Source organism: Armatimonas sp., from assembly GCF_964826245.1.
In genome coordinates this window covers 1-23,742 of record NZ_CBAYMC010000034.1, presented here as the reverse complement: position 1 = coordinate 23,742, position 23,742 = coordinate 1, and the positions used below count along the sequence as shown (strand labels likewise).

General features: G+C 61.3%; 18 protein-coding genes. 4 read left to right on the top strand and 14 right to left on the bottom strand.

Annotated elements, in window-relative coordinates:
- A partial coding sequence (gene mfd, locus AC1XOS_RS05265; protein WP_481961174.1) for a transcription-repair coupling factor occupies positions 1-2,829 on the top strand: 2,829 nt, incomplete at its 5' end.
- Between the two features lie 32 nt (positions 2,830-2,861).
- On the opposite strand, the gene AC1XOS_RS05260 is transcribed toward mfd, so the two are convergent.
- Genes AC1XOS_RS05260 through AC1XOS_RS05230 form a run of 7 tightly spaced genes read right to left on the bottom strand, consistent with a single transcriptional unit; the run spans position 2,862 to position 8,268 of the window.
- A complete protein-coding gene (locus AC1XOS_RS05260; protein WP_481961173.1) occupies positions 2,862-3,251 on the bottom strand; it encodes a zinc-ribbon domain-containing protein in 390 nt (129 codons plus the stop codon).
- Positions 3,252-3,273: 22 nt separating this feature from the next.
- Entirely contained in the window at positions 3,274-3,735 is a 462-nt protein-coding gene (gene rfaE2 / locus AC1XOS_RS05255) for a D-glycero-beta-D-manno-heptose 1-phosphate adenylyltransferase (RefSeq protein WP_481961172.1), read from the bottom strand.
- Entirely contained in the window at positions 3,732-4,703 is a 972-nt protein-coding gene (locus AC1XOS_RS05250; RefSeq protein WP_481961171.1) for a glycosyltransferase family 9 protein, read from the bottom strand. Before AC1XOS_RS05250 ends, rfaE2 begins: the two co-directional genes overlap by 4 nt.
- A complete protein-coding gene (mazF, locus tag AC1XOS_RS05245) occupies positions 4,700-5,044 on the bottom strand; it encodes an endoribonuclease MazF (RefSeq protein WP_481961170.1) in 345 nt (114 codons plus the stop codon). Before mazF ends, AC1XOS_RS05250 begins: the two co-directional genes overlap by 4 nt.
- Entirely contained in the window at positions 5,041-5,280 is a 240-nt protein-coding gene (locus AC1XOS_RS05240; RefSeq protein ID WP_481961169.1) for an AbrB/MazE/SpoVT family DNA-binding domain-containing protein, read from the bottom strand. The genes mazF and AC1XOS_RS05240 overlap by 4 nt, the downstream gene beginning before the upstream one ends.
- Positions 5,281-5,314: 34 nt before the next feature.
- Entirely contained in the window at positions 5,315-6,298 is a 984-nt protein-coding gene (locus AC1XOS_RS05235) for a glycosyltransferase family 9 protein (protein ID WP_481961168.1), read from the bottom strand.
- Between the two features lie 2 nt (positions 6,299-6,300).
- The gene (locus tag AC1XOS_RS05230; protein ID WP_481961167.1) at positions 6,301-8,268 is read right to left on the bottom strand and encodes a sialate O-acetylesterase; all 1,968 of its coding nucleotides are present in this window, start codon (positions 8,266-8,268) and stop codon (positions 6,301-6,303) included.
- A gap of 55 nt (positions 8,269-8,323) precedes the next feature.
- Here AC1XOS_RS05230 and AC1XOS_RS05225 point away from each other — a divergent pair, with 55 nt between their 5' ends.
- Positions 8,324-12,022: a ThuA domain-containing protein gene (locus tag AC1XOS_RS05225; RefSeq protein WP_481961166.1), complete on the top strand. Its 3,699-nt coding sequence runs from the start codon at positions 8,324-8,326 to the stop codon at positions 12,020-12,022.
- Between the two features lie 58 nt (positions 12,023-12,080).
- Here AC1XOS_RS05225 and AC1XOS_RS05220 read toward each other — a convergent pair whose 3' ends face one another.
- Genes AC1XOS_RS05220 through AC1XOS_RS05210 form a run of 3 tightly spaced genes read right to left on the bottom strand, consistent with a single transcriptional unit; the run spans position 12,081 to position 18,162 of the window.
- Entirely contained in the window at positions 12,081-12,986 is a 906-nt protein-coding gene (locus tag AC1XOS_RS05220; RefSeq protein ID WP_481961165.1) for a prepilin-type N-terminal cleavage/methylation domain-containing protein, read from the bottom strand.
- Between the two features lie 18 nt (positions 12,987-13,004).
- Positions 13,005-14,177 (bottom strand): GntR family transcriptional regulator, encoded by a 1,173-nt coding sequence (locus AC1XOS_RS05215; RefSeq protein ID WP_481961164.1) that lies wholly within the window; start codon positions 14,175-14,177, stop codon positions 13,005-13,007.
- A gap of 52 nt (positions 14,178-14,229) precedes the next feature.
- Positions 14,230-18,162 carry a hypothetical protein gene (locus AC1XOS_RS05210; protein ID WP_481961163.1) on the bottom strand — a complete coding sequence of 1,311 codons (3,933 nt, stop codon included), beginning with the start codon at positions 18,160-18,162 and terminating at the stop codon, positions 14,230-14,232.
- Between the two features lie 118 nt (positions 18,163-18,280).
- Here AC1XOS_RS05210 and AC1XOS_RS05205 point away from each other — a divergent pair, with 118 nt between their 5' ends.
- Positions 18,281-19,702 (top strand): CRTAC1 family protein, encoded by a 1,422-nt coding sequence (locus AC1XOS_RS05205; protein WP_481961162.1) that lies wholly within the window; start codon positions 18,281-18,283, stop codon positions 19,700-19,702.
- A gap of 6 nt (positions 19,703-19,708) precedes the next feature.
- On the opposite strand, the gene AC1XOS_RS05200 is transcribed toward AC1XOS_RS05205, so the two are convergent.
- Positions 19,709-20,104 carry a Fur family transcriptional regulator gene (locus AC1XOS_RS05200; RefSeq protein WP_481961161.1) on the bottom strand — a complete coding sequence of 132 codons (396 nt, stop codon included), beginning with the start codon at positions 20,102-20,104 and terminating at the stop codon, positions 19,709-19,711.
- A 16-nt stretch (positions 20,105-20,120) separates the two neighbouring features.
- On the bottom strand, positions 20,121-22,265 hold the full coding sequence (locus AC1XOS_RS05195; protein WP_481961160.1) for a heavy metal translocating P-type ATPase: 2,145 nt from the start codon (positions 22,263-22,265) through the stop codon (positions 20,121-20,123).
- 7 nt (positions 22,266-22,272) lie between these two features.
- Between AC1XOS_RS05195 and AC1XOS_RS05190 the strand changes: the two genes are divergently transcribed.
- On the top strand, positions 22,273-22,629 hold the full coding sequence (locus AC1XOS_RS05190) for a hypothetical protein (RefSeq protein ID WP_481961159.1): 357 nt from the start codon (positions 22,273-22,275) through the stop codon (positions 22,627-22,629).
- A gap of 27 nt (positions 22,630-22,656) precedes the next feature.
- Here AC1XOS_RS05190 and AC1XOS_RS05185 read toward each other — a convergent pair whose 3' ends face one another.
- Both AC1XOS_RS05185 and AC1XOS_RS05180 read right to left on the bottom strand, forming a co-directional pair.
- Positions 22,657-22,788, bottom strand: coding sequence for a hypothetical protein (locus AC1XOS_RS05185; RefSeq protein ID WP_481961158.1), 132 nt, complete (start codon positions 22,786-22,788; stop codon positions 22,657-22,659).
- Positions 22,789-22,955: 167 nt separating this feature from the next.
- Positions 22,956-23,600 carry a hypothetical protein gene (locus AC1XOS_RS05180; protein ID WP_481961157.1) on the bottom strand — a complete coding sequence of 215 codons (645 nt, stop codon included), beginning with the start codon at positions 23,598-23,600 and terminating at the stop codon, positions 22,956-22,958.
- Positions 23,601-23,742: the final 142 nt, after the last annotated feature.

Sequence of the window (23,742 nt, the reverse complement as noted above, 5' to 3'; positions counted from 1 at the left end):
CAGCTCAGCGGCGCACTCAAGGCTCTTAGCCCCGAGCGTGCCGAGAAGCTCCGCGATAGTGCCGAGGGTGATATTGTCAAGCTGGGGCTGGCCAACTACTTCGGCGGTGTCGAGCGCTACCTGCCCCTGCTCCACCCCGATGCGACTCCGACCGCAAGCTTTCTGCCCGAGGACGTGATTCTGGTTCTGGACGAGCCCGCACAACTTGAGCCCTACGCCGAGCGCGAGCTAGAGGCGATTACCAAGAGCCTGACCGCACGCGCGGAGCGTGGCGAAGTGTTGCCCCCCCCCGCCCCCAATGCTGGGGGAGCTTTCTGGGAAAGCTTCGAGCCAACGTTCCGCCAGCTCACCCAGACCCGCCCGACCCTGCTGCTCACTCTCCTCGCGCGTGCCTTGCCGTTTCTTGCGCCCTCGCAGCATCTCACGGTTCAGGGAGCCCCCGCTGAGAGCTTTGGAGGCCGCCCCACTGCCATCAAAGACGCCATCGCGACCTGGACCAGCAATGACGTCCGGGTGGTAATCGTCTCCGCCCAAGCCCCACGAATCCGTGGCTTTGGCGTTCTGGAGACCGAAAAAACCAAGCTCCTCGATGGCCTACTGACAGCGGGCTTTCGAATCCCTGAGGCGAAGCTAGTCGTGCTTTCTGATGCCGAGCTGTTTGGGGAGCGCCATAAGTTCAAGAAGCAGACCAAGCGCCGCGAGTTCCGCGAGGGAATGCGGATCACGAGCCTGCTGGATGTGAAGGCGGGCGACTATGTCGTGCACATTCATCATGGGGTCGGGATGTACGCGGGGCTGACCAAGATGAATACGGCCCCGTTTCCTGGCGCACCACCCGTGGAGAAAGAGTTCCTGGTCATCGCCTACGAGGGCAGCGATCGGCTCTACGTACCCGTGGATCAAGTGGATCGTGTCCAGAAATACATTGGCTCGGAGGGCGGCGCACCCTCGGTCAATAAGCTGGGCGGCACCGAGTGGCTGAAGGCGACCGCGAAGGCCAAGCGCCACGTGAAAGAGATCGCGGGGGAGCTGATCGCGCTCTATGCCGCACGCCAGGCAATGAACGGCTACGCCTACGCGCCCGACTCGCCGTGGGTTCAGGACATGGAGCTAGCCTTCCCCTACACCGAGACCCCCGACCAGCTCGCCGCCATCGAGGATGTGAAGCGCGATCTGGAGTCGCCCCGTCCAATGGACCGCCTGATCTGCGGGGATGTGGGCTTTGGCAAGACGGAAGTGGCGATGCGCGCGGCGTTCAAAGTTGCCAGCGAAGGCCGCCAGGTCGCTGTCTTATGCCCAACTACCGTGCTGGCCTCACAGCACTTCCAGACTTTCTCAGAGCGCCTCGCCGCCTTTCCCGTGCGGGTTGACCAGCTCTCGCGCTTTCGTAGCCCACGTGAGCAGTCAAAAACTCTGGAGGACTTGCGCGTGGGGGGCGTGGATATTTTAGTGGGAACACACCGAATTCTCTCCAAGGACATTGAGTTCAAGGATCTGGGGCTGGTCATCGTGGACGAGGAGCAGCGCTTTGGGGTCACGCACAAAGAGCGGCTCAAGCAGCTCCGCAAGAGCGTGGACGTCCTGGCGATGAGCGCCACTCCCATTCCACGAACCCTGCACATGTCGCTCTCGGGCATTCGGGACATGTCGCTGATCAACGATCCTCCCGAGGGCCGGAGCGCCGTCAAGACCTTTGTTAAAGAGTTCGACGATCTGATTATCCGTGAGGCACTCTTGCGCGAGCTTGACCGGGGGGGGCAGGCGTATTTTCTGCACAACCGTGTCGAGAGCATCTACCATGTTGCCAACCATATCGAGCAGCTCGTGCCCAATGCACGCTGCAAAGTGGCGCACGGCCAGATGAGCGACGATGAGCTCGAAGACACGATGTTCGAGTTCTACCACAAGAAGTTCGATGTGCTGGTCTGTACCACGATTGTGGAGTCGGGTCTGGACATCCCCAACGTCAACACGATCTTCATTGACAACGCCGACAAGCTCGGTCTAAGCCAGCTCTACCAGCTCCGAGGCCGCGTCGGGCGCTCGAAGGTGCAGGCATTTGCCTATCTTCTCTACCGGCGCGGCAAGGCCCTCACCACCATCGCCGAGCAGCGCCTAGATGCCGTCCGCGAGTTCACGGATCTGGGAAGCGGCTACAAGATCGCCTTGCGAGATTTAGAGCTACGCGGCGCGGGGAACTTACTCGGGGCAGAGCAGAGCGGCACAGTGAGCTCGGTCGGCTTCGATCTTTACTTGCAGCTTTTGGAGCAAGCCATCCACGAGCTCAAGGGCGAGGAGCTAGATAAAGAGGACATTCCTCTGCCCACCGTGGACCTGCCCGTCGCCGCGACCATCCCACAGACCTATATCCCCGCCGAGCCACAGCGCATTCTGATGTACAAAAAGCTCGCCGCCGTCCGAGACCGTGCCGATGTTTCTCGCCTACAAGACGAGTTCGAGGATCGCTTTGGTGACCCGCCCCCGCCGGTCTGGAACGCGCTGGGCCTACTGCGTCTGCGCCTGCGCTGCGTCGAGGTGGGTATCGAGAACATCCAGACCGAGGCCCGCCAGGTCATTATCACCTTCAAGTCCGGCGTGTTCCTGCCCAAGCACGCGCTTCGTGCTCTCACTGCCGCCTACAAACCCCAGGGCGGCTACGAGTTCCAGGCAGGCAAGGTCGTGATGAATATCCAGAGCAGCAAAGTGCTCACCCAGACCGAAGAGCTAGTCGAGCTTCTAGACAAAGCCATCAAAGAGCCCCCACCGCCCCCCGATCCCCGAGAAGAAGAGCGCCGCCGCGACATTAGAGCCACGCTACGAGGACGATAGTCATCTCGCCAGTCTTCAATGGCTCACTTGAACTAAAAGTTTCGGCCAAAGAGGCTGGCGATGAAGCGTAGCACCATGGCCCAGAAGCTGTAGAACCAGAAGCCGCGTCCGCTACTCGCGACATTGGAGACGCCTTTTGCGACCTCATGGGCGACGCCGCGTGCGCGGATCGGGGTGCGGTGACGGGCACAGGCGCGGCAGCGGGTTCCGGTGGGGCCGAAGATCAGGCAGCGGTCGCAGTAAGGCGTGTCACAGCGACCACAGCGTAATCGCGTGACCACTTTGTTGTGTTTGGTGCAGTAAAACGCCCCGGAATCCCCGTCCACCGCAACCGGTTCGGGCTGTGGCTCTAGCTTTGCGCCACACTCTCCGCAGAACTTACGATCATCCTCATTTTGCGCACGACACTTCTTACAGAACATCGTCCCAGCCCTCCTGGCGGGATTATACCTGAAGTTTTTTTACGACGTTTGTGGTGGAGCGCCCTGGAACCAAGGAGAGAATGACCACGTCGCCGCCGTACTCGCGGACAATCGCCGTTTCAGGGAGGGCATCGGGCGAGGCGTAGTCGCCGCCCTTGCAGTGGAGAGTGGGTTTTACGGCGCGGATGAGCTCAATCGGCGTGTCCTCTTCAAAGACACAGACCGCGTCCACGCACTTCAGGCCAAGAAGCAGCTCCGCACGCTCGTCCTCGGGGTTGATGGGGCGCTCCGGGCCTTTGCCTAGCCGCCGCACACTCACATCGGCATTGACCCCCACAAAGAGCGCATCGCCGAGCGCTCGTGCCTGCTGCAAGTAGCGCAGGTGCCCGACGTGCAAGATATCAAAGACGCCGTTGGTGAAGACCACTTTCTTGCCTTCCGCCTTTAGCCGCGCCGCCTCAGCAGCAAACGCTTCTCGTGTCATCGCATCCGTCTTTCTATCGTGTCCAGAACCCACTCGACCGGCATCTGTGTCATGCAGGCGATATCGCCGCGCTTGCAGGAGCGTGCCTGGCACGGAACGCAGCTCAGCTCGCGGTTGATGACGACCAGATCGCCGGGGCGCGTGGGGCCGGTGCGGTCTGGATCGGCGGCACCGGAGAGGCAGACAATCGGTGCCTTCACCGCAGACGCAATGTGCAGCGGCCCCGTGTCGCCCGTCACGACGCAGGCCGCGCGCTCCAGCAGTGCGCCCAGCTCTTTCACGGTCAGCTTGCCCGCCGTGTTCTCGACCGGTGCTTTGGCTAGACCGACGATCTCCTGGGCCAGCGCCACATCCCCCGGCCCGCCGAGCAGTAGCACCCGATGCCCCACAGAGTCGAGGCGCTCGATCAGCTGGGCAAAGCGCTCCGGTGGCCAGCGATTAATATCCCGCGTCCCTGCCGGGTTGATCGCGATAAAGGGTGTAGAAGTGTCCAGTTTTTGAGCGAGCGACTGCCGCGCAGTCTCCGGCACGAAAAAATCAAGCTGACGATCCGTGACGGTGATTCCGAGCGGCAGAACTTCCTTGGCGAAATCATCAATGGCATGGCGCACTCGGCCCGTGTCCGGTTGCTTACGACGGTCTTTTTTGAAAACAATCGTCTGTTTTGGTTGCACCAGTGCCCCCAGCAGGATCGTCTTGACACTGGGCTGGAAGTTCAGAAAGAGATCGTAGCGCCCCTCAGCCTTGAGCGTCTTGAGGAAGCCAGGCAGCCCCGCTCCCCAGTGCTTCTTGCGATCAAAGGCCAGAACCCGCGCCGCGTAGGGCAGGCCCGTCACCGCCGCCTCCATGCCCGGCCCCACCACAAAGTCTACTTGGTCGGTCTGGTAGTGCGCCGCCAGCGCCCGAAGTGTTGGAGTCGCCAGCAGAATATCGCCCATTCCCCCTAGCCGCACCACACAGATTCTCAAGAAGCAGGCTCCCAAAGCGTCTCGATCAGCTGACAGACACTCTGCACAACACTCTCCGGAACCTGTGCTGTCACAGTCGCATTTCGTGCCCGCCAGTCGAAATTCCGCACCTGATCACTAAGTACCACTCCTGCGATGGATAAGCCATCAGGTAAGGGTACCTCAAAGGGATAGCCCTTTACTTTACTTGTGATGGGACAACAAAGCATCAGTCCAACCTTGCGGTTGTACGCGAGGATAGAGAGAACCAGTGCGGGGCGACGTCCTGCTTGTTCGCGACCAGCCTGAGGATCAAAGTCCAGCCAAACAATATCCCCTCGTTCAGGAACTCCCTCGCTCACCAGACTTCCTCACCTTCAGGTTTACCCCAATCAACTTCGTCGTGGCAGTTCTCTGGTGTAACCCTCTCTAACAAATTGGCGAGCCGAGGGCGCTCAGGCGTTCGTTCCAGAACTAATCGTCCTGCTTCGACCGTGAGTTCAACGGATACATTCTCCGTGAGGCGCCCTGCCTCAGCGAAAGTTCGTGGAATTCGTACCGCCAGGCTGTTGCCCCATTTCTGTACTTTTGTGGTCATAGCAATCTCCGTATCTACAAAGAAGATACCATATTTATCCGCCCTTCCGCAATGTCTCAATGGCATCCAAGACCATCTCCACAGAGATTCGGGCGAGGGCATCGGGGATTGTGCCGTGGCGGGGGCGGCGGCTCTCGGGCGGGGCTTCTTTCTCGACGGCATCAAGCACAAGCGCGGGCGCTGGCCCCCACGCCGGGCCAGTCTTCGCGGGATCGGTGACGCCGTAGAGCCCGATGACGGGGGTTCCGACAGCGACGGCGAGGTGCAGCGGCCCCGTGTCCGCCCCGATCACCACGGAGCAGCGCGCCAGTGCCTGTGCCAGCTCGGGGAGCTTAGTCTTGCCTGCTAGATTCACACAGCCCGGTGTCGCGAGCTGTGCGGCGGCTTCGGCCTCCGCTCCGGGGCCACCTAGCAAAACGGGGGTTAATTCCCGCGCCTCCAGCTCCCCTAGCAGGGCTTTCCAGTGTGCGAGCGGCCAGGTCTTATCCGGCGTGCTCGCTCCGATGATGCACCCCACCCAGGCTTTCTCGCGCGGTGCATCGCCTGCCAAGTAGCTCTGGACACGGGGAGCCAAGCGGGGAATCTCCAGCGCATCGCAGAACCCCATGAGCTTCTCGACTTGGTGCGCCCGGTGCTTGCTGGCAACGCTTGCCTCGGTGAGAAAGAGCGTATTGCCCTCGCGGTTCTTGTCCAGCCCGATGCGCCGCGGCGCTCCCGAGAGAAACGTCAGCAGTCCCGAGACCAGCAAGCCCTGGGGGTCAAGCGCGGTATCAAAGCGCTCCGCCCGAAGCTGCCGGCCAAAGGCCAGAGTCGCAGAAAGGCTCTTCTCCTCCAGAACCATCACTTTGCTCAGGTGCGGATTGCCTAGTACAAGCGGCGCGAAGGCTTTTCGCACCGCCCATACCAGGTGCGCTTCTGGCCCAAGCCCTGCCCGGAGTGCTTCCATGAGGGGCAATGTGTGCACCACATCCCCCAGCGACGAGAGCTTCACTACCAAAACACGCGACGGCTTCGGCAAGGCTACTTGTCCGTCCGAAACGGGTCGGCGGGGAGGCCGCTCTTGCTCCAGAGGTTGGTGAGGACGAAATTCCGGTAGCCATAGCGGACGTAGCGCGGGACTTTGACCTTGCTGGAAGAGACCTCGACTTCGTTCTTGCTACGGATCTTGGCCTCGGCGGGGTAGAAGACGCCATCGCCGCTGGAGACTTCAAAGCCGACAAGCTTTCCTGCGGGCAGTGGCTTCTCCGAGCAAATCCCCTCGCGCACTTCCAGACCGTCACCGACATTATCGAAGCGGACGATCAGCTTATCAAAGCCCGCCAGGGTCTCTAAATAGGTGGGGCCGACCGCGTAGACATTCTGGCCATAGGCGATCTTCTGGGCAAGAAACGCAAGGCGCTCCCCGACCGGGCCTTTACGGTTGGGGTGGATGTCGGTCTCGTTGCCAATATCCGTGATGACCGCGATTCCGCCATTTTTCACGGTCTTCATCGCTGCCGTCTGTGCCTCGCGCTGCTGGGCGTACTCGATGCGATCCGAGCCACTGTTGCCAAACGGGGCGAGCTGGGTGATGAAGAACGGGAAGCTAGCGGCGGCAAAGTCCTTCTGCCAGTTAGCGATCATGGCAGGCATCTGCTTTTGATAGAGCTCGTGCCGCCCGACATTGGACTCACCCTGGTACCAGATTCCGCCCTTGACCGTGTAGTTCTTGAGGGGATGCAGCATGGCATTGTAGAGCACACTCGCGCCGTTGGGGTTTGCACCGGGCATCATGCCGGGGTTGGCGGGCACGGCTCGCTCAACACGATACGCCCACTCCCCTGCCAGCGAGATACTGCCCAGCTTCATGTCGTCCGGGCTGCCCACAAAACCACCGCCGCCAGAGCCATCGAAGACACGCACGACGATCACATTGCGGCCTTTTTTGACCAGCTCACCCGGCACGGTGTAGTTGCGCGGTGCCTGCCAGGAGTTGGGTGTTTCGGCACCGATCGCACCGACTTTCTGACCATTAAAGAACGTCACGTCGTGGTCATCAATCGCCCCCAGCGAGAGCTTCAGTGGCTTGCCTGCCAGTGCCTCCGGCACCTCTACTTCTTTCTTGAACCAGACCGCGCCATCGATTCCGAGCAGCTCCTCATTGCCAAGCGTGTCCCACTCGCCGGGTGCGTTGGCACTCTTCCAGACATCGCCGCCCCCACCGCGCTCCCAGCCCGTGGTCTTATCGGAGCGACCCGCGTCTAGCCCCACACCCTGCGGGGAGCCCGCGGCCTTCCAGCGAGCCACCAAGCGCTCGTAGCGAGCCTTGGCCTCGGCGGCAACCACGGGCGTGGCGAACTCACTGGCGTTCATCCCCAGCCCGAGATTGACGTCTTTTGCCATCCACGCCTCGATGCGCGTCCCCCCCCACGACGTGTGTAGCATCCCAATCGGGACACCCAGCGCCTTGCGGAGCTGCTTGGCGAAGTAGTAGCCCACTGCCGAGAACCCTGCGCGCGTGTTGGGAGCCGCCGCCTGCCAGCTTCCGCCCGCCACTTCTTCTTGCGGAGTAAGCTCCACGGATTTCTGCACGGTGAACATACGCAGCAGAGGATCGGGCGCACTCTCGATCTCGGACTTGGCTTCAAACGACGCAGACAGAGGCCACTCCATGTTGCTCTGCCCCGAGCACACCCAGACCTCGCCAAAGTAGACATCCTTGACCGTGAGCGTGTTCTTGCCCTTCACACTCAGCACAAACGGCCCGCCCGCGCCCTGTGCCGGCAAGCTCACGAGCCACTTTCCATCGCCCCCCGTGGTTGCCTTGACAGTCTTGCCTTTGAGTGTTAGTGTCACCGCCTCGCCGGGATCCGCCGTACCGTAGAGCCGGACGGGTTGGTTGCGCTGGAGCACACAGCCATCGGAGAGTAGCTTTGGAAGAGTCACATTTGCCTGCGCTGCACTGGCCCCCACTGCCAGAGTCGCCGCCACGAGAAGTTTATGTTTCATGTATCTACCATTCGCGAGAGCAGGGGAAAATCCCTGCTGAGTCGAACTAGCTTATATGACAAAGATAGTCTTTCTGGCGGGCACGAAGAGCCACGGGCCAGGTGACCATGAGTACGAGAAGGGGCTGCGGCTCTTAGCAAAGGCGCTGGCTCCGTTTGCACAGACGGAGGTGCACCTCTATGGCTGGCCGGAGGACGAAAAGACGCTCGATGACGCGGACTGTATCGTGCTCTACGCCGATGGCTCCGACCACAACGAGAGCGACCATCCCCTGCTCCTCGGCAACCGGATGGCGGTGATGGAGAAGCAAATGCAGCGTGGCTGCGGCTTTGTCACGCTGCACTACGCCACGTTTTGCCCGCTCAAGCAAGCCTCCCACTACCTCGCCTGGGTCGGGGGGCACTTTGACTATGAGAGTGGGAGCGGAGCCAATCACTGGGCCTCGGCGATCCAGCACTTCGAGTCCCGCCCCAGTTTTGTGGCCCACCCGATTACCTCCGGGATTGCGCCGTTTACGGTGCGTGAGGAGTGGTACTACAAGATGCGGCTCAACCCCAAGACGGTTCAGCCGCTGGTGCAAGTCACGCCACCAGGGGAGACACAGTCCGAAACGGTCGCTTGGTGCGTCAGCCGCCCCGACGGTGGCCGTGGCTTTGCCTGCACGGGCGGTCACTTGCACCAGAACTGGGCGATTCCTGGCTACCAGAAGCTGATCGCACAAGGGATTTTATGGGCAGCCAAGACAGAAGGCAGCCCGAAATTTGTCGCGCTTGACGATCCCCTCCGCGTGCAGATTCTCACGGGTAGGCACCACCCAGCGCACAACTGGCAGCAGACCACGCCCGCGCTCCAGGAGATTCTTAGTACCGACAAGCGCGTTCAGACCACGGTCTGTGAGAACCCGGAGGCGCTGGAGCTCATCAATACCGATGTGCTGGTTCTCAACTACTGCAACTGGGAGAGCACAAGCCTGAGCCAAGGCAAGCGCACCCAGCTCCTGAACTTTGTGCGGAGCGGCGGCGGGCTGGTGCTGGTCCACTTTGCCAACGGGGCCTGGCGCGACTGGCCCGAGTACTTTGGCGGGCTCGCACGCCGGGTCTGGGTGGATGGGAAAGCCAACCACGATACCTACGGTGGCTTCACGGTCACTGTCACGCAACCGACGCATCGGCTCACGTCGGGACTTCCTGCGAGCTTCCCTACCACCGACGAGCTGTACTGCTCCCAAGTGGGCGAGCGTCCCGTAGAGCCGCTCCTCACGGCACGCTCAAAAGTAACCAACAAAGACGAGCCGCTGGCCTATGTCTACTCTGAGGGCAAGGGCCGCATCTTCCAGACCCTCCTCGGCCACGATGCGGGAGCCCTCCGCACCCCAGCCCACGCCGAGCTGATCCGCCGCGCCGTCGCCTGGGTGGGCAGGAGAGAGGTGATTGCCACCCCCCTAGCCCCCGCCGGGCACCCTCTGGGTGGGGGGGACACTCCCCCGTCGGACGGGGGCCGGGGGGGTGGAGGAGGCTACGAAGCCAAGGGCGATGCACGCTGGCAGGAGCCACCACTGACGGTCACGTGTCGGGCGCGGCTGTTTTCTAAGAGCGGCTTCAATATCTTGGTGGCCAGTAGCCATAAAGACTCACCGCGCCACTGGGAGCTTTATACGGAGGCGGGGACGGGGAAACTCGCGGTCTACCTGCCCGGCGCGGCCCCGACCAATGTCACGGCGAACCTCGATATCTGTGAGGGGAAGTGGCATGCCATCCGCTTTGAGTACCTGCCGAGCAGCGTGACGCTCTTTGTGGACGAGAAACGGGTCGCCGAGGCGCAGATTGGGATGGCGCATGTCACGGCGGCGGTTGGGCCACTCTGGCTGGGGTGCTATCCCCCGCAAGGGCTGGGCTGTGACGGCCAGCTCGAAGATATTCAGATTGCCAGCCGCGGGAAAGTGCTGGCGCGGTTTACCTTTAAGGGAAATGAGGGTTTGAAAAAAGTGGATGGAGTAACAAACACAAGCGATGCGGCTTCCTGGAAGCGGGAGCTAACCGGCAAGTGGCCGCAGGTGAATCCCAAGACCAGCGTGGACTGGCGCGAGTCGGGGAGCGATGCGGGGCGGATGCGGCACGCAAAGCTGATGCAAGTGAACAAAAAGACCGTCAAGAACTTGAAGCTGGCCTGGGAGTTTAAGGCGGGCGACGCGGCGGCAGGGACGACCCTTGAGTGCACGCCGATTGTGGTGGCGGGCGTGATGTACCTGACCACGGTGAAGCTGCGCATTGTGGCGCTGGAGGCGGCAACCGGAAAGCCGATCTGGAGCTACGATCCCAAGTCGGGCGGGGTACACCGGGGGCTGACCTACTGGACGGATGGGAAAGCGACGCGGATTCTGGCAGCGCTCCCCAATGGCACGATGGTCTCGCTCGATGCCAAGACCGGCACGCCCGACCCGGCCTTTGGAAAGAACGGCATTGTCCAGCTGCGTGACGGCTATAAGCGTGATCTCTCCGGGCTGAACTACGGCTGCACGTCGGCGCTGGCGCTCTTTGAGAACACCGTGATCGTCCCCATCATCAACTCCGAGGGGCAGCCGGGCGCACCGGGCGATATCCGGGCCTTTGATGTGCGCACGGGCAAGGAAGTCTGGCGTTTCCACACGGTGCCAGAGCCGGGCGAGTTTGGCAACAACACCTGGGCGGGCGAGTCCTGGCGCGAGCGCTCGGGCACCAATGCCTGGTCAGGCTACACCGTAGACACCAAAAATGCGATTGTCTTTGCGTCCACGGGCTCGGCGGCATCGGACTTCTATGGCGCGGACCGGCACGGACAGAACCTCTTTGCCAACTGCATCATCGCCCTCAACGCCCGCACCGGCAAGCGGCTCTGGCACTTCCAGACGGTGCATCACGACCTCTGGGATCACGACAACCCGTGCCCGCCGACTCTCTGCGTCGTGAAGGGAAAAGAGTGCGTCGCGCTGCCCACCAAGACCGGCTTTGTCTATGTCTTTGAGCGCAAGACGGGCAAGTCGATGTTTCCGATTGTCGAGAAGGCCGCGCCGCCCTCGGACATTCCCGGCGAGAAAGCCTGGCCCACCCAGCCCATGCCGACCGCCCCGCCCCCCCTCGTCCCCCAAGTCATCACCGACGCCGACCTCACGGTTCCTGCCAGCGGGCGGCGCTACGGTGGCTGGCGGCAGCCGCCCAGCCTGGAGGGGACGATCTGTACCCCCGGCTTCCACGGCGGTGCCAACTGGAGCGGCGCGTCCTACGACCCCGCGACGGGCTATCTGTTTATCAACACCAACAATGTCCCCAGTGTCGTCCAGCTGAAGGCCAACGGGCGGGGCGGCTACGATTTCCAGGGCTACAACTGGCTCCGCGACAAAAACGGTCGTCCTGGGGTGAAGCCGCCGTGGGGCAGCCTGACCGCTGTGGATCTCAACAAAGGGACGTTTGCCTGGCGCATCCCGCTGGGCCACTACCCCGACCTCGCCGACAAAACCACCGGCACGGAGAACTTCGGCGGCTCGATTGTCACGGCGGGCGGCCTGGTCTTTATCGCCTCCACCCGCGACGAGCACCTGCGCGCCTTCGACAAAGACACGGGTAAGCTCCTCTGGGAGCACAAGCTCCCCGCCGGTGGCTACGCCTGCCCCGCCACCTACTCGGTCAATGGCAAGCAGTATATTGTCATTGCCGCAGGCGGTGGCGGCAAGCTCGGCACCAAGTCCGGCGACAGCTACCTGGCGTTTGCCCTGCCCTAAAAAATACCGCCGGGGAGGACTCTCCCCGGCGGCGTTTTGTCAAATCCAATCACCAATCCTAGTAGGTGTTCCAGAGAACCCACGGGGCATGGTGGGAAGGGTTGCTCCCCGAGTAGCCCGCTGGATTGAGAAGAACTTCCCCGTCCTCGACATACTGTCCACCAACCTGCGGGGCAAGCTGGAACGCTGCGCCGACGCTTAGGTTCTTGGAGTGGCCGTCCAAGAACGCGAAGTTCGCGCGGCCCTCGGTGGCGATCTTAAGACCAGCCGGGTTGTCGGTACGAAACTGGGTGGCGTTGTGACGGAACTGCGGAATCAGCCCGGCTGCGTTCGTGCCCGCGGGGATCGTGCTCCGGGGATCGGTGACCCACATTCCCCAGCCCGTTCCATTGGGCGTGCCGTCTTGGTTGGGATAGCCCGTCTCGCCAATACAGAGCGTCTCGGCAGGTTTGGCGATCTGGGCCATGGAAAGTCCCGGAGCGGTGTAGGCATTGGGTGGCCCCGCCCCGTTGTTCTCGTAGGCATGGGAGAGGCCGTAGCTCCAGCCGTAGCCACCATTGTTGTCGGCCCCTACCATCACCGTCGCTCCCGGACAACCACTGTTTCCAATACCCGTGTAGGCAAATGTCACCGCACGCCAGGGCTGGTTGATATTAGGGCAGGTGAAGACCTTCTCGTTCTTGACATACGGATAGATCTGCCACTGCCAACGACCACGGCACATCTGGTTGTAGCCAATCACGGGGAGCGTCTCATCGTAGTCTTGGGCGTACATCATGACGCCCAGCGAGAGCTGCTTGGTATTGGAGAGGCACGCTGCGCTGCGGGCTTTGTCCCGAGCTTGAGCAAAGACAGGGAAAAGAATGGCGGCTAGGATCGCGATAATGGCGATAACAACGAGTAATTCAATCAGCGTAAAGCTTTTTTGAACGTGCCGCTTCGATACGGCAGGTAATGACAACATGGTAAAGTTCCTCTTTCTTTAAGGGTTGCGCCATGCCTCGGCGCTGGGATGGTAGACAAAGTCTACACAAATCGAAATGCTCCGGTTTGGAGTCGGGGTATCGGTGGCCGTCAGGCGCTCGTGCATCAGCAAGGCTGCCTGCTTGCCAAGCTCCTCATGCCACTGACGGATTCCTAGAAACGGCTCCTGAACATGCTCGACCCAGTCGGAGCGGTTCAGAAACCCTGCCAGCGCGATCTTGGATTTATCACGCACTCCGCGCTGGCGTAGCGTCAGAAGACTAGACTGGAGCGCACGGTCGTTGGAGCAAAAGATCGCCGTCGGGGGCTCGGGATCGCTCAGCCACTCCCGGAAGATCTCCTCGCAGTCGTCGAGGGGGCAGGCGGGCAGGACATCGCCCGTGCGGCGTGCCCACTCCGCACGACGGATCCAGTCGGGCCGGATGGTCAGGCCCGCATCCCGTAGAGCGCGCTCATACCCCGCTTGCCGGTCACGGATCACGGCATTAGGCAGAGGGTACGAGCAGAGGAAGGCGATCCGGGTATGCCCCAGCGCTACCAGCTCGGCGATGGCTTGCGCGGTTCCGCCCTCGTTCTCCGAGGTCACGCGATCCGCGGGGATTCCTGTGAGATACCGATCCACAAAGACCAGCTTACAGCCCGCTGCCGCCAGCGCGGCATAGGCCTCCCGGTTCTCGTTCTGGCCAGCAGGAAGAGCGATCAGGCCCCGGATTTTCCCTTGAAGTACCTGGGCATGTATCCGGCGCAGGCACTCCGCCTCTTGCTCCAGCTCATCGCGGCTGTCGTAGAGAGCAAAGCGCCCACTGCCATCGTCGCCAAACGCCTCCGCAATCCCACTCACCAGAAGCGCGGTGTCTCGGTTTCGGGTATAGCCACTCAGCACCGCCACTTGCTCAATCGGCGAGACAGGCTCCACAACCGGAGCTTGTTCCTGCTGCCAGTCGCGCACGAATGTCCCGGCACCGGGTCGGCGCTCCAGAAACCCCTCGTGTGTCAGGCGAGAGAGTGCTTTGGCAACCGTGATGCGCGTCGTGGCGAACCGCTCCGAGAGCTCACGCTCCGTCGGGATGCGGCTCTGGGCTGCGAGCTGCTTGCTCTCCAGCTCGGCACGCAGCTCTTGATAGATCTTTAGATGAAGCGGCGCGGTGTCTTTTTGAGGGAATGTCTCCATTGGTCTATTCCAATTACGGGATCAGTATACACTGATTTATGCAAGATGCAAGCTAAATCGCTCCGTCCGGATAGTAGCATCCCGCCTCAGCGGTTGTGGTTCGCCGGAAGCGCTCACCAGGCTTTGGGTCCCAGTTGCGCCACGATGCCGGGTCGGTGCTGGCAAGGTGCGAGCGGGCGCTCTCTCCATTGCCATTGCAGGCGGTGATGCTGTACTCGACAATACCAAGATCGTTGCTATGTGCAGTCTGCCCTGGGCGGGCGTTGCAAGGCCGAATGCTCGCGCGCTTGTCCACATACGAGCGAGCAGCTCCTCGGTAGAGTAGCCGAAATGCTTCGGTTGGCTTTGTGCGCACGTAGAGACGATACTCGGTCGCACCAAGAATCTCGCCCCAGGTAACGGTTGCCGCTCCGCGAGCGAGCTCCACGCGCAGTCCGTCGGGTGGGGCGGGAGGCTGGCTTGTCCCATAGAGCGGGTACTCAGGGCCGGGTGCACTGGCGTGCTGGGCGTTGAGGGCAATAGCGCGAACATGGACTTTTTCTCCGTCGCGTAGCCCACGCACCTCCCCCACGGACTCGCTCTGGGGTGGCAGCTTCGCCCAAGTCGCTCCGCCATCATGGCTCAGCTCCAGCTGGTACTGGGTCGCGGCGGCGACGGGCGCAATCAACACACGTCCCCCGCCAGAGTAGTTCTCGGTTCGCAAGACGCGTGGTGCGCAGGGAACGGGCAAGGTCTCCGTCAGCTCCCAGTGGTGACGTCCTGGCGTCAGATCTACGACAAGCGCACCAGCCTGCCGCTTGCTGGTTGCTACGGCACCGTCGCTATAGAACTGCATCTTGTCCGTGAGCTTGGGCGTTGTGATTCGGATAGAAGTGGCCTTGGGGGCGAAGAACTCCCCGGAGAGTGCTTTGCCCTCAACCACCGAGCCGCTGATCCCTAGCTCCGTGTCCGTGGTGCTGAGAGTCATTCCCGCAGCGCCGATGCGTGTGCCGTGAAAGAGTGCGAACTCTGTCTTATCTTGCGTCGTCCGAATCAGCCCCGCCGTGCCCTCAAAAACGAGAGTGCCCTCGGCAAAGCGAATGGGAGTGGGATTGCGAAAGACCAAGTCCTGCGTGCCGGGCAGGCGAACGCGGCAGCCAAAGGGCGTCGCTTCGGCTTGAATGTCTTTGCGGTGACTGACCACGGCCAGCGAGTTGCCGAGGCCATCGAACCATGCACCGGTCACCGATGATGTACTTACGTCCGTGCGCTGGGTCTCCCGTGTGCCATCTGCCCCCCGCAGGAGCTGAATGTGGGGAAGCGGGTCCCCCTTGCGCACGAACCATGTCAGCCGGTGGGTAATGGCTTGGTTGGCGACACTGTCGTAGAGGACGAAGTAGTCACTGCCCGCTAAGAGCACGCTTCGGCTGAGATACTCGGGCGAGGCGTAGGCACTCGGCCCTTCGCGTGGCACGAGCTCGGCGAACTGCCCAGTGCCCAGGTCGTAGAGAGGGCGAGAGAGGACATTCATTCCAATCGTGCGAAACTGACCGTTTTTATAGACCCCAAAGGTCGTGCAGAAGTCCGTGTCCTGATCGTCGCGATCCCCCACATCCTCGGGGGCGGTGTAGCTGTAGGACTTGCCCCCCGCATAGAAGTACAAGACCCCGCAGCCGCCCTGCCCGGAGCGCCCCCAGCGGTAGTTCGGGCCCTCGTCGATCTGCTGGAGGTGGATAGAGAGCTCATCGGGAGTCTCGACTGCAGCGCGCAAGACAATGCCATAGCCCGTGAACTTGCGGCTACGCAGGTGCGGATTGGTGCCACGGTTATCCGGCACGGCGTACAGCACGTCCCAGGGCTCCTTGCGCCCCGAGATATTCTCCGCATCGGGATCGGTGGGACGGGCAGCCCAGAGGGCGTGCTCGGCGGCGAGGGGTGCGTAGCGCTCCAGGCACTTCCCTAAGTACCACAGCGAGCGCGGCGGGAAGCGCTGCTCCGCGTGCGCGCCCTGCGGCGGGTGGACACGCCGGGGGCCTTTACCCGGCGCGACGACACCCCACTCACGCCCCTGGTCGACGGCCATCAGGTTCTTGTAGCCCACTTCAGACTCACCGTTGAAGGGGGCCGAGAGCGCACAGACCAGCCAGTCGGCCATGTCGGCGAGCTGCGGCGAGAGAAAGCGCTCGCGGCCATCGTACTGGCGCAACAAAAACTCGGTGCGGAGCGAGGGGCGCAGAAAGGCCCAGACATACGTCCCCAGGTTCTCCGTCCAGCGCCCCCCGGATGCATCCCAGGCCTTGACCGTAGGCCGGGTGTTAAAGCGAGTGTTCAGCTCCACGCACTTCTCCCACATCTCCGCCCAGCTCGAAGCCAGCGGGTGCTCAGGGAAGAGAAACGCCATCCCCGGCGGCACGGCTTTAACATCGGCGAGGAAGTTGGGGTGCCCACTGAGCATCCCGACCAGCGGCATGAACTCATCTGCGGCATGCACATGGGCCAGAAGCAGAAAGATCGCGGTAAGCCGTCGGCGCTGGCGCACGCTCATCGAAGCGCTGCACTGGTTGAATCCCTCGATCCAGCTGGTCACTTGGCGGGTCGGGACGGGGCTAAAATTGACGATGCTCCGGCCGGGGATCGGCCCATGGCCCGCCATCTGCCGTGTCCCCGTGACCGGCAGCGTGCAGACAAAGGGCGATGCCAAGACACGGCGCTCCAGCTCCGCGGGGTCTGTGGGCGTTGGACTCGCCAAGATCACCGGTGGGCGGCGCGCGTTCTCCGGATACTCCAGCACCCAGTCCTTCACGCGATTGAGATCGAGACTCCCATAGCGGTTCTGCAAAAAGAGCGTGTGCGACGTGAAGGTCAGCGGGACGCCGTAGGTCAGGCCATCGGGGTGCGGGACTTTCTGAAAGCCCTTCTCCAGCGCCTGCATCGCCTGCTTGTCTTTGGCATGGTCATAAAAAGCAAGGCAGGTCGAGCGGCTCCCTCGTACCAGAGGCCACTTCCAGAGCAGCTTTCCATTTTGGTAGTGGTAGCGCACTTGTAGCGTCGGGGCCTCGACCTCGTAGGCGTACTCATGGTCCTGCCAGCCCTCGACACGATCAATAAACACACCCAAGGCATCGCCTGAGCGCGGGTTCCAGAAATTGGCCCACGTGCCGGTCTTAAAGTTCCCCGGTGCCCGCTCGTAGACTCCCAGGCTGAAGGGCAAGCGCCCCTCCGGCAGGGTGTGTGGCTCGAAGATCCACGGGGCATCAATGCGCTCCCACGGGTAGTCGTCGTAGCCACGAACCTCGTCCGAGAGGGGAAACGGATGGTTCGGTGCCTGCCGGTGCGTCATGCCAAGGCCCGCCCAGTCAAGAACAAGGCTCCCCTTCACCCCAGGCCGCAGCCCTTCCATGTCTTCTTGAAAGCGTATAAAGTCCAGCCCGGCCTCGCACTGCACGCGGGCAATATACCGACTGCCCCCCTTGGTCTCGTAGGTCAGCTCGTAGGCAAGAAACAGCGGCCCGTCGGCGACGCGCTTGGCGGTGATCCGTGTCACACGGTCGTTGGGAAAGCGCAGGGTCGAAGCGCCGAACCACTTTCCTCCACGGGAAACTTGCAGAAGGGGGCCGGGGGCCACGCCACGCACCTCCTGGCTTGCGGGAATACGCACTTGCACCGCGCCCGAGCTGAGAACAATCGTCTGCCCCTCACGCCGCTCCGTCACCTGCGCGGGGTATGTCATCGACGCACGCGTTTGGGCGAGCACAAACTCACGTCGCCCCCCACTGGGCAGATCCGAGAAGAAACTCAGTGTCGCACGGGTCGCGCCCGAGCGGTCTTTCACGATATCGGAGAGCTGGACGGGAACCTGCTCGCCTGTCTCCGTGCGCACCAGCGCCAGGTGGCGCACGTCAGCGGGCGAGTCTAAGATAAGCGGGTAGTGCAGCAGGGTGCGTGGCCACCAGTAGAACGGGTGCTCCAGCAGGTCGTGCAGCACAAAGGACTTTCGATCATTCATTTCAGAAGGGCTCCATCGGTCTATTCCAATTATGGGTTAAATATATACCAATTTTCACAATTGTGCCGGGGCCTGAAAGGCCACCGTCTATTCCCGCGTAACGTGCTAAAATGCCACCATGAAATCTTGGCTCACCTCGCTTGTGCTGTTCGTAACCTTGGGGCTCGCCGCCCACTCCCAGCCGTTTCAAGACAAGACTGCGACGCTCGGGCTTGCACTTGGCAACGATCAGGCGTGCTGGGTGGACCTTGACAACGACGGTTTCACGGACCTGTGCGCCGCAGGGACGGTATGGCACAATGAGAAAGGCCAGAAATTTACCAAGCTCGCCGATGTCGGGCTGGTCGTGGCGGCGGACTTCGACAACGATGGCTTTGTGGATCTCTTCTCGTGGAGCCAGCTTAAGCTCTGGCACAACAACGGCGGCAAGGGCTTTACGGAGGCACCTCTCCCGGCGCTTCCTGCGTGTGTCTCACGCGGCGCGTGCTGGGGAGACTTCAACGGCGATGGCTTCGTGGATCTCTTTATCGGCGGCTACGAGGACTGGGACAAAGGGATCACCTACCCGAGCCTGCTCCTATTCAATAACCACGGTAAGAGCTTCACGCTCACCTGGCAGGATGCGACCTACCGCGCACGGGGCGTCACGGCCTGCGACTACGACCGTAGCGGGTCGCTGGATATCTATGTCTCGAACTACCGCCTCCAGCCCAACCGGCTCTGGCGCAATGATAGCCTCAAGGGCGCAGCGCTCCTCACCGATATTGCCCCCGAGGCGCTTGCGGTCGCGACCACGCCGAGCTTTGCAGGGGGCCACTCGATCGGCGCATGCTGGGGAGACTTCGACAACGACGGCCACTTTGATCTCTTTGCGGGGAACTTCGCCCACGTGGACAGCCGCGGCGACCAGCCCAAGAGCCGCTTCCTGCGCAGCCTCGGCCCAACGGGCGGCTACAAGTTCGACGACAAGGGCGAGTGCGGCGTTTTTTACCAAGAGTCCTACGCCACCCCTGCGGCAGGCGACTACGACAACGATGGCAACCTCGATCTGCTCTTTACCACGGTCTACGGGGTCGCCTCGTTTGGCCGCCCCAACTTCCCCGTGCTCTACCACAACCAGGGCAACTTCCACTTCACCGACACCACGGGTGCGATGGGCGTGAGCAGCCTACCCCCCACCTACCAAGCCGCCTGGGCCGACTTCGACAACGACGGCGACCTAGACCTGGTCTCGGGCGGCAAGCTCTTTGTCAATCAAGGAAACCCCAACACGCACTGGCTCAAGGTGCAGCTTGTCGGCGATGGCAAGCGGGTCAATAGGTCGGCGATTGGGGCACAAGTTCGGATCAAGCTCAAGGACAGAACCATCACCCGCCAAGTGGAAGCTGGAACCGGCGAGGGCAACCAAAACGACCTCACCCTCCACTTCGGCCTGGGCGCAGAGAAATCCCCCGTGACGCTGGAAATCCTCTGGCCCGACGGTAAAACCCAGACTCTTAAGCGTATCAAGCCCCACCAGCAGCTTACGATACGACGGTGATCGTCGCTAGGCTGTTTTCTCGGCGCAGCTAGGGCAGAGTCCACTGAAGAGCATCGGAGTGTCCTCGACACGGAAGCCGCTGCACTCCTCTAGGTGCCTGAGCGCCGCATCGGGGAAGACTTCGGTGCAGACATCCTCCATCGCGCCACACTTTCGGCAGACGATATGGTGGTGGTGGCTCTGCCCCACACAGTAGCGCGTCACGTTCTCTACCCGAAGCGCCGCGATCTCTCCCTGATCCGCAAGGGCATCGAGGGAGCGGTAGACCGTCGCCAAGGAGAGGCGCGGGTGGCTGGTGCGGACGTGCTCAAAAACCTGGGCAGCGGTCGGGTGCTGGTGATCCAGCTCCTGAATCACCTCCAGCACAGCCTTGCGCTGGAGTGTGTTTCGTGTTCGTCTCATAGTCGTGCCCCCTATGTTACCTCATGGTTCGTGCCATCCGCAAAATCCGTAGGCCGTTGAGCGTGACGAGGAGGCTCCCTCCTAGATCCGCAAAGACGGCCATCCAGAGGGTGGTCTTGTTCAGCAGGGCTAAGATAAAGAAGACCAGCTTGAGAAGCAGAGCAACCGTGATGTTCTGGGTGAGCGTGGAAGCCACCGCGCGGGAGAGCTGAATGAAGGTGGGGATCAGGCGCAGGTCTTCGCGCAGGAGAACCACATCGGCGATCTCCAAAGCCACTCCCGTGCCGGAGCGCCCCATCGCGAAGCCGATATTGGCACGGGCCAGCGCAGGGCCGTCGTTGATACCATCGCCGACCATGCCGATCGTGCCGTACTGCTGCCCCAGTGCGGTCACCGCCGAGAGCTTGTCTTCGGGGAGAAGCTCGGCACGGACATCGGTGATTCCGGTTTGCTGGGCGATCTGGCGAGCGGCAGCGTTGCCGTCCCCGGTGAGGATCACGGTCTGGATACCAAGTGCGTTGAGCTGTGCCACGGCCGCGGCCGCCGTCTCACGAACCGTGTCTGCCACCCCGATCACCGCGAGCGCTTGCTGGGCATCGGTGAGCACGACCGTGGTCTTGCCTTCCGACTCCAGCCTTGCCAGTAGCGCCTCCACATGCGGCCCACACACCTGGTTCTCCTCGGTCAGCCGGTGGTTGCCCACGTAGTGCCGCCGTCCGTCCAGCGTCCCCGCCACCCCGCGACCGATCACCGCCTCGAACGCCTCCACGGGTAGGTGCTGACAGTCGTGGTTACGGGCGCAGTGGTTCACGATCGCCGCCGCCACCGGGTGCTCCGATGCCGCATCCAAGCTCGCCGCTAGATGCAGCAGGTCCGAGGGGGCACGGTCTGTCAGGGGAAGAATATCCGTCACAGCAGGCTGCCCCTCTGTGAGAGTCCCCGTCTTGTCGAAGGCAATCACCTTGATCTGCCGCCCCGCCTCCAGAAACGCCCCGCCGCGCACGAGCAAACCCAGCCGCGCCGCCGCCGTGAGACCGCTCACAATCGTCACGGGGGTCGAGATCACCAGCGCACAGGGACAGGCGATTACCAGCATCACCAGCGCCTTGTGGAAGTACTCCTGCCAGCCGCCCCCGAAGAACAGGGGAGGAATGACCGTGTAGAGAAGCGCCAGCACCACAACGGTCGGGGTGTAGATCTTGGCGAACGTGTCAATAAAGCGCTGGGTGGGAGCGCGCTGCTGCTGCGCCTCTTTTACCGCCGCGACAATCCGATCCATCGTGGTGTCGCCTCGGGCCGCGCTGACCTCAAAGACAAACGTCCCATTGGTGTTGCGTGTCCCCGCGAAGACCACATCGCCGGGGAGCTTCTCCAGCGGCAGGCTCTCTCCCGTGATCGCCGCCTGGTTCACCGCCGAGCCGCCCTCGGTGACCACGCCATCGAGCGGCACGATCTGCCCCGGCTTCACCCGCACTCTATCCCCGACCACCACCAGCGCCAGCTTGCTCTCGTGAAAGGCACCACACTCGGAGAGCACCTCGACGGTCTCAGGCGCGGCTTCCATGAGGCTCTGGACGGCTTTTCGGGCACGCTCCAGCGAGAGTCCCTCGATCACCTCCGCCACCGCAAAGAGCACCGAGGCCATCGCCGCCTCCGGCCACTGCCGAATCACCATCGCACCAACAATCGCAAGGCCCATCAGGAAGTTGATATTCAGGGTCCGGGTCTTGAGCGCCAGCCAGCCCTTCCGCGCCGTCTCCACCCCCGAAAGGCCGAGAGAAAACACCGCCACCAGCATCACGGGGAGAGCATCATCGGCGTGCTGCCCCGTGCGGCTCTCAATGATCCAGGCTCCTGCCTCCGCACTCGCCGCCAGCGCCCCTGCCAGCCCGAGCCGAATCAGCTTTGTTCGTGGCAGAACGGGAGCCACCTGCGGAGCCGTGTCATCGCCCTCCAGAATTGGCTTAGCGTGCATTCCCAGCTCCGCCAACGCACTCTCCGCCGTGGCCTTTGCTTCGTCGACATGGGTCACCGTCAGAACGCGCTCGATCAGATCAAACTCAAGCCGCTCAATGCCCGAGACACTACGCAGGCGATTGCGGATCATCTGCTCCTCGGTGGGGCAGTCCATTGCAGAGATAAAGTAGCGGGAAGTAGCCATTGGATTTATGGTACCGTATGCGCCCGCTTTCCCGACCAAGCCAGGAAGTGTCATGCGCTGGCCCTACAAATCCGGCGACCTGGTCGCGCCCCAGCCCGCCGAGACCGTGATCTCCGATATTACCGAGATTGGGATGCGCCAGCACTGGACGCGCAACCTAGCCTTCTCCCCCGACGGCAAGTGGCTCTACGTGACCATTGGCAGCGACGGCTCCCTACTCATCACCGACGACTGGGCGGGTTCATCACTTCCGTCACCGTTACAATCGTCAAGGCAACATCGTCGCCCGGAGGAAGACCAGCAATTCGAGCGGAGACGGGCGAGGTTTTCGGTTCGCGTATCGTCTCGTACAAAAACGCAGTAAAGGTATCGGTGTCCAGTAGATAGCGCACTACTTTGCCTGACGAGCCTCACGCCGTCTTTGACGGACTCGCTCTTTTTTGATCTCGGCCATCAGCTCTACCCAGTAGGGTTCCTCGGAAAAAGCTCCCGCCACTTCGAGCACGGGTTTGGCCTCAATCATCTCAGGTGTAATAAATGAGGGCTGTTGTATTGTTTCCGCAGGTGATGTTTCGTTTTCTTTTGGTGCTGTACTTGTTGTCATGACAATGCCCCTCCTTTACCGTATTTTATCGCAAACTACTCACTCATCACCGACGACTAGGCGGGCCGCATCTGGCGCGTGAAGCTTTAGGAACTCTCAGGAATTAGCAAACACGCGGACTCTTTTCCTCCCACCTCCGCAGTGCCGACAATAAAATTCTGGTTATTAATAGCCCTCGCCGCAGTAATTATTATATCTTTGCGATTAATCATGCCATTCAGATCCAACATCTTGCCATTGTGCCAGAGGAAGCCTCGCTGCTTAAAATTTTTCATAGTGAGCTGCCCTACGACAAGACCTAAGTCATTAATGCTAAATGCATTACTTTCTCGACCATCTAATCTCCCTAATAAAACCATTCGTTTTTCCTTAAATAAAACAGCTTCACAAAAATCAGATTTTTTATCTTTCTGGTATCCCACAACATCATTTCTTTTATTAATGCCCCTAGGAATACATTTTTTATTTTTAGAAAGATACTCAAATTTGCCATTCCGAAAGACAAAAACCCTTGTCCCCTCCTGATTTACTTCTGAGTACCCAACGATAGTCCCAGTATTGTTCACGCCTATGAAGCTACTTTGTTTAGCAGGTATTTCTTTACCAATGTCCTCAATTTTTCGATTCCTCCATAGAACCGCATGAGCACCGGGTAAATATGCTAAACCACCCACTAATCCAGTATTGTTTATCCCCGCAACTAGCGTGACTCGATTTCCTAAAGTAACCATTGGTGCGCATCTCGCTGTTGAGAGGTGCTGATATTTCTTGAGCCAAGTGACTTGCGATAGGATGAGTTGTCTAAACAATTCCTGGAGCAAATCACTTGACCCTCACTGATTTTATCGCCACTTTGTTCTTTCACATCGACGA